The 6,118-nt window shown below is 66.1% G+C and carries 5 protein-coding genes; all 5 read left to right on the forward strand.

Annotation, left to right across the window (positions count from 1 at the left end; genetic code table 11):
- Window positions 1-23: 23 nt before the first annotated feature.
- The 5 genes from AAHE99_RS25495 (at window position 24) to AAHE99_RS25515 (ending at window position 6,082) form a co-directional block, all read left to right on the forward strand.
- Entirely contained in the window at window positions 24-644 is a 621-nt protein-coding gene (locus AAHE99_RS25495; protein ID WP_342120701.1) for a hypothetical protein, read from the forward strand.
- Window positions 645-661: 17 nt separating this feature from the next.
- The gene (locus tag AAHE99_RS25500) at window positions 662-1,333 is read left to right on the forward strand and encodes a DUF4336 domain-containing protein (RefSeq protein ID WP_342120702.1); all 672 of its coding nucleotides are present in this window, start codon (window positions 662-664) and stop codon (window positions 1,331-1,333) included.
- A 158-nt stretch (window positions 1,334-1,491) separates the two neighbouring features.
- The gene (locus tag AAHE99_RS25505) at window positions 1,492-3,063 is read left to right on the forward strand and encodes a S8 family serine peptidase (protein WP_342120704.1); all 1,572 of its coding nucleotides are present in this window, start codon (window positions 1,492-1,494) and stop codon (window positions 3,061-3,063) included.
- 119 nt (window positions 3,064-3,182) lie between these two features.
- Window positions 3,183-4,739, forward strand: coding sequence for a S8 family serine peptidase (locus AAHE99_RS25510; protein ID WP_342120706.1), 1,557 nt, complete (start codon window positions 3,183-3,185; stop codon window positions 4,737-4,739).
- A 143-nt stretch (window positions 4,740-4,882) separates the two neighbouring features.
- Window positions 4,883-6,082: a DUF4382 domain-containing protein gene (locus AAHE99_RS25515; protein ID WP_342120707.1), complete on the forward strand. Its 1,200-nt coding sequence runs from the start codon at window positions 4,883-4,885 to the stop codon at window positions 6,080-6,082.
- Window positions 6,083-6,118: the final 36 nt, after the last annotated feature.

A 6,118-nucleotide genomic window follows, 5' to 3' on the forward strand; every position in this document is an offset into this window, starting at 1 on the left:
GTTGCGCATTGAAAGGAGACTGGATGCGATATGCAGTATTCATGGCCGCCACTGTTGCGCTGATGCCAGCCGTTGCGGCAGCAGCGGGCGTGCGCGCGCCGACCCTGGCCGAGCAGCGCTCGTTCCAACAATTCTGGCAGCGCATCGCGCCCGGCATGCCGGCGCCCGCGCTGCGCATGGAACGCGCGCCGGGCGCCAGCGTGCTGGCCGCCACCGCCAGCGTCGACGCACCGCCGCTGCGCCTGGTGCTGCCGCTGTGCCGCGTCGAGCGCACGCGCTACACGCAGCAGGCCAACGACAGCTGGCGCACGGACAGCAGCCAGCATGTGTGGGTGCACCACACCACCAGCTGCGGCACGCCGCCGGCCACGATGGTCGAACTGCGCGCCGCCCTGCCCGAGATCGAAATCCTCAAGCTGCTGCAGGCCAAGGGCGAGATGCTGCAGCGCGCGCGCCTGCTCATGGCCGGCAATACCAGTTGTGCACCAATGCGCGCGCGCAATTTCAGCGCCGCCGCCCTTGACCGCGGCGCCGACGGCTTGCCGCTGCTAGTCTACCGCAGCGACATCGGCGGCGAGCTGCGCCTGTCGGTGCGGCCGGCGCGCACCGACTTCGTCCCATGGAACGTGGCCTGCAGCCCTTAATACGAGGAGACAACGGCATGCTCGAACAATTCGCTCCCAACGTCTGGGCCGCCGCGGCGCCCCAGAGTTTCCTCCGCCTGCGCGTCGGCACGCGCATGACGGTGCTGCGCTTTGCCAACGGCGACCTGCTGCTGCATTCGCCGGTGCCGCTGGGCGGCGGGCTGGCGGAAGCGGTGGAGGCGCTGGGCACCGTGCGCCACATCGTCTGCCCAAATATGTTCCACCACCTGTACGCCGGCGAGGCGCAAGCGCGCTGGCCGCAAGCGCGCCTGCACGGCCCGGCCGCGCTGCAGCGCAAGCGGCGCGACCTGCGCTTTGACGCCGTGCTGTCTGACACGCCCGATCCCGATTGGCAGGGCGAGATCGAACCGGTCAGCATCGCCGGCAGCCTGCTGCAGGAAACCGTGCTGTACCACCGTCCCTCGCGCACCCTGGTCAGCGCCGACCTGGTGGAAAACTGGCGCAGCCACCCGCACTGGCTGACGCGCGAATACCTGCGCCTGAACGGCGCGCTGGGCCAGGCCACCTGGCCACGGTTGCTGCGCCTGGTCTACACCCGCCGCCCGGCCGCGCGCGACTCGCTCGCCAGAATTTACGCGTTGCCGATCGAGCGCATATTGCTGGCGCACGGCGAACCGATCACCGCCGATGCGAGTGTCATTTTGCGACAAGCCTTCGCCTGGTTATAGCTTCATTTCCACGCAGAATCCGAGCTTTTACTGGCTTAACCCGGGAATACAACAGTCGCAAAAAATTGTATAGGCATGCCTGCAATTCAATTGCCGCAATGCTCATTCCTCTTTACGCTGGGTTACACAAATACAAACCCCGTCTGGAGAGAGAAGACATGAAGCAAAGCAAGAAACTGGTGGTACTGACCCTGTCCGCAGCCGTTGCCGCAGCATGCGCGCTGCCTGCCAGTGCGGCCGCCGACCAGGACAAAGTGCGTGTGATCGTAGCCTTCCAAAAGGGCAAGGCCGCCGAAGTGAAAAACGCCGTCGGCCAGGCCAAGGGCGTGGTGGCGGACGAGATCGACGGCATGGATGCGATGGCGGTGGAAGTGCCGGCCAACGCGCTCAAGGGCCTGCAGAACAATCCGCACGTCAGCTACGTGGAAACCGACGAGAAGCGCTACCTGTTCGCGCTTGACGCGCCGTCCGGCGACCCGTACCAGAAGGGCCAGCTGACCCCATATGGCATCCCGCTGGTGCAGGCCGACAAGGTCAGCGAAGGCAGCGCCGCGCGCAAGCTGTGCATCATCGACTCCGGCATCGACCGCAACCACGTCGACCTGGCCGCCAACAAGATGGCCGGCGTCTACGACCGCGGCACCGGCTGGTGGTACACCGATGAAAACCATCACGGCACCCACGTGGCAGGCACCATTGCCGCCGTCAACAACGGCAGCGGCGTAGTGGGCGTCAATGCCGGCGCCAAACTCAACCTGCACATCGTCAAGGTATTCAGCGCTGACGGCTGGGCCTATTCCTCCAAGCTGTCCAACGCCGCCAAGCAGTGCGGCGACGCCGGCGCCAATGTGATCAGCATGTCGCTCGGCGGCGGCAAGCCGACCAAGACCGAAGAGAAGATGTTCGACGCGCTGGCCGCCAAGGGTGTGCTGTCGGTCGCCGCCGCCGGCAACGACGGCAATACCGTGGTGTCCTACCCGGCCGGCTATGCCTCGGTGATGATGGTGGGCGCGCTGGACGAGAACAAGCAATGGGCCAGCTTCTCGCAGTACAACCCGAAAGTGGAAATCGCAGCGCCGGGCGTGGGCGTGCTGTCGACCGTGCCGACCGATTCCGGCACCCAGTCCGCGCTGAGCGTGGGCAACACCACCTATGCGCCGAACGCCATGGAAGGTTCGCCGCGCAAGACCGCCACCGCGCCGCTGGCGGACTTCGGTACCGGCACGGCGGTGGACGCCACTATGGCGGGCAAGGTATGCCTGATCCAGCGCGGCGCCATCAGCTTCGCCGAGAAGGTCGTCAACTGCCAGGCCAGCGGCGGCGTGGCGGCCGTGGTGTACAACGGCGGCGTGGCGGCCGACGGCACGCCGAACACTGGCGCCTTCCTCGGCACCTTGGGCACCACGGTGACCAATATTCCTTCGCTGACCGCCAGCGATACCGAGGGCGCGGCCATGAAACTGCAGCTGGGCCAGGCCGCCACCGTGGCGGTCACCCCGTACAGCTACGCCTACTATGACGGCACCTCGATGGCGACCCCGCACGTGTCGGGCGTGGCGGCGCTGGTGTGGAGCCACGTACCGAACTGCAGCGCCAGCCAGGTGCGCGCCGCGCTGACCGGCACTGCGCTCGACCTGGGCGCACCAGGCCGCGACGACAAGTTCGGCTTTGGCCTGGTGCAAGCCAAGGCGGCGCTGGATTACCTGAAAGCCCAGGCCTGCGGCAAATAAGGCGTACTTCGCCGCAACACGAGCCCGCCCTGGTGGCGGGCTTTTTCATTTTCGGATTGCCGTCTGCAAGGCGGTCTCCTATGCTGACTTAAGCCAGCATTTATTCAAGGGAGCCAATCATGCAGCTGAGCAATGCCATCCTCTCCGGCGCGATTGCCGCCATCGTCGCCGCTGCCGTGCCAGCGCCCGTTTCCGCCGCCGCACCGGACAAGATCCGCGTGATCGTGGCGTTCGACGCCAAGATGTCCGACCAGGCCAAGACCGCCATTGCCGCAGCGCAAGGAGAAGACATCCGCTTTATCTTCGGCATGAACGCCGTGGCCATGACCATCCCGGTGAAGGCCCTGGCTGGGCTGCAGCACAATCCGCATTTCAAATACGTGGAGGAAGACGTCAAGCGCTACCCGCTGGCCAGTGCGCTGGCGACGGCGGACGCCGCCCACCCCGGCCAGTTGGTTCCTTACGGCATCCTCATGGTGCAGGCCGACCAGTTGCCGGCCCTCCCCAGCGGCCTGAGCGGGCGCAAGGTGTGCATCATCGATTCCGGCATTGATGCCAGCCATGAAGATTTGAGCGGCAACACCATGGCCGGCCTCAATGACTCCGGCACCGGCAGCTGGAATACCGATGAAAACCACCACGGCACCCACGTGGCCGGCACCATCGCCGCCATCAGCAACAACAAGGGCGTGGTCGGCGTGTCCGGCGAAGGCAAGCTGCCGCTGCACATCGTCAAGGTGTTCAGCGCGGACGGCTGGGCTTATTCGTCGACGCTGGCGGCGGCCGCCAACCAGTGCGGCAGCAAAGGCGCCAGCGTGATCAGCATGTCGCTGGGCGGCGCGCGTTCCAGCCGCACCGAGGAAACCGCGTTTGCCAACCTGCAGAAACAAGGCGTGCTGTCGGTGGCCGCCGCCGGCAACGACGGCAACCGCACCCAATCCTATCCAGCCGGCTATGCCTCGGTGGTCTCGGTGGCGGCGCTCGACGTGAACAAGGCCTGGGCCACCTTCTCGCAATTCAACAAGAAGGTGGAGATCGCGGCGCCAGGCGTGGGCGTGCTGTCGACCGTGCCAACCGGCAGCGGCGCCCTCTCCTCGCTGACCGTGGGCGGCACCGGATTCGCCGCCGGCGAAATGGAAGGTTCGCCAAAAGCCAGCGCCAGTGCGCCGCTGGCCAATTTCGGTATCGGCGACACCATCAACACCGCTGTGTCGGGCAAGGTGTGCCTGATCCAGCGCGGCTCCATCGACTTCGCCGTGAAAGTGTCCAATTGCGAGAAGAGCGGCGGCCTGGGCGCGGTGATCTACAACAACGTGGCGGGCAGCTTCTCCGGCACGCTGGGCACCACGGTCACCAAGATCCCTTCGGTATCGGTGTCCGACAGCGACGGCAACGCGCTGCTCGCCAGGCTGGGCCAGACCGCCGCCGTGTCGGTGGCTCCGTACAGCTACGCCTATTACGACGGCACCTCGATGGCGACGCCGCACGTGTCGGCGGTGGCTGCCATGGTGTGGAGCCACTTCCCCAAATGCAGCCAGGCGGATGTGCGCAGCGCCCTCAACGCCAGCGCGGAAGACCTGGGCGTGAAGGGCCGCGACGATAAATTCGGCTATGGCCTGGTGCGCGCAATGGCCGCCTACAACCTGCTCAAGACTTACACCTGCGGTAAGCCTTAAGGGCTCCACTTAGCTGCGAAAGGCGCCCTCTGGGCGCCTTTTGTGTACATGTAACAGTTCGTTACTATGTGCGGAAGCGCACATATAATTTTTCCTGCTGGAACTGATAATCGAAGAGCACCTACAACCTTGAGAGGCACATCATGAACAAGAACCTCGCCCTGCTCCTTCCTTCCCTCCTGCTGGCTGCCTGCGGCGGCGGCGGTGGCGGCGACAGTCCGCAAATGCCGCCGACCCAGACCCTGGCTACGCTGGCCGTGTCGATGACCGACGCGCCGGCCTGCGGCTTCGACGCCGTCAATGTCACGGTCAGCAAGGTGCGCGTGAACCAGAGTTCGAGCGCCAATGAAAACGACAGTGGCTGGACCGACATCACCCTGTCGCCGGCGCGCAAGATCAACCTGCTCAACCTGACCAACGGCGTGCTGGAAGCGCTGGGCACAACCTCGCTGGCAGCGGGCACCTACAACCAGGTGCGCCTGGTGCTGGATGCAAATACCGGCAACAGCATGGCCAACAGCGTGGTGCCGACCGGCGGCAGCGAGACCTCGCTCGACACGCCAAGCGCGGTGCAAAGCGGCATCAAGATGAACGCCAACTTCACCGCCACCGCCGGCCAGCGCTATGACCTGGTGCTGGACTTCGACGCCTGCAAATCCATCGTCACCAAGGGCAACGGCAAGTACGCGCTGAAGCCGGTGGTGAAAGTGGTGCCGACCGCCCTGAACGGCATCAACGGCGTGCTGGAAGCGGCCGCGCTGGGCGATGGCGTGACCGTCAGCGCCCAGCAGGCCGGCCAGGTGGTGGCCGCCACTGTGCCGAGCAGCAACGGCGAGTTCGCCCTGACCCGCCTGCCGGTCGGCAATTACGACGTGGTGGTGACCTCCAACACCCATGCCGCCTATGTGGTGGGCGGGGTGCCGGTGACCTCGACCACGGCCATGGTGCCGATCAGCACCACCGCGGCGCCGCTCAAGCTGCTGGCCCTGAGCAATATGGGCAGCATCAGCGGCACGGCCACCTTGACCCCGGCCAGCGCCACCGAGTCGGCCCTGCTGTCGGCCAAACAGGCCATCACCGGCGGCCCGACCGTGACCCTGCGCTACACCAACGCCGACCTGGCGAGCGGCGCCTACAGCATCGGCAAGCTGCCGCTGGCTGCCGCGCAGTACAGCGCCTATAGCGCCACCCTGCCGCTGGTGTTTGCACCGGCCGCCAGCACGCCAGGCACCGCCAAGTACCTGGTGGATGCCTCTGCCACCGGCTACGCCACCAAGTCCACCCCGTCGGTGGACCTGAGCCTGGCCAACGCCACCGGCGTCAACTTCACGCTGGTGCCATAAGCCCTTCCCGGGGGCCCCCCCCGGGGGGGGGGGCCC

Source organism: Pseudoduganella sp. OTU4001 (genome assembly GCF_038440195.1).
GTDB lineage: Bacteria > Pseudomonadota > Gammaproteobacteria > Burkholderiales > Burkholderiaceae_D > Rugamonas.

Bases quoted from the DNA above. Each gene is read 5' to 3' on its own strand.
- AAHE99_RS25495 (WP_342120701.1), top strand. From the start codon at position 24: ATGCGATATGCAGTATTCATGGCCGCCACTGTTGCGCTGATGCCAGCC.
- AAHE99_RS25500 (WP_342120702.1), top strand. From the start codon at position 662: ATGCTCGAACAATTCGCTCCCAACGTCTGGGCCGCCGCGGCGCCCCAG.
- AAHE99_RS25505 (WP_342120704.1), top strand. From the start codon at position 1,492: ATGAAGCAAAGCAAGAAACTGGTGGTACTGACCCTGTCCGCAGCCGTT.
- AAHE99_RS25510 (WP_342120706.1), top strand. From the start codon at position 3,183: ATGCAGCTGAGCAATGCCATCCTCTCCGGCGCGATTGCCGCCATCGTC.
- AAHE99_RS25515 (WP_342120707.1), top strand. From the start codon at position 4,883: ATGAACAAGAACCTCGCCCTGCTCCTTCCTTCCCTCCTGCTGGCTGCC.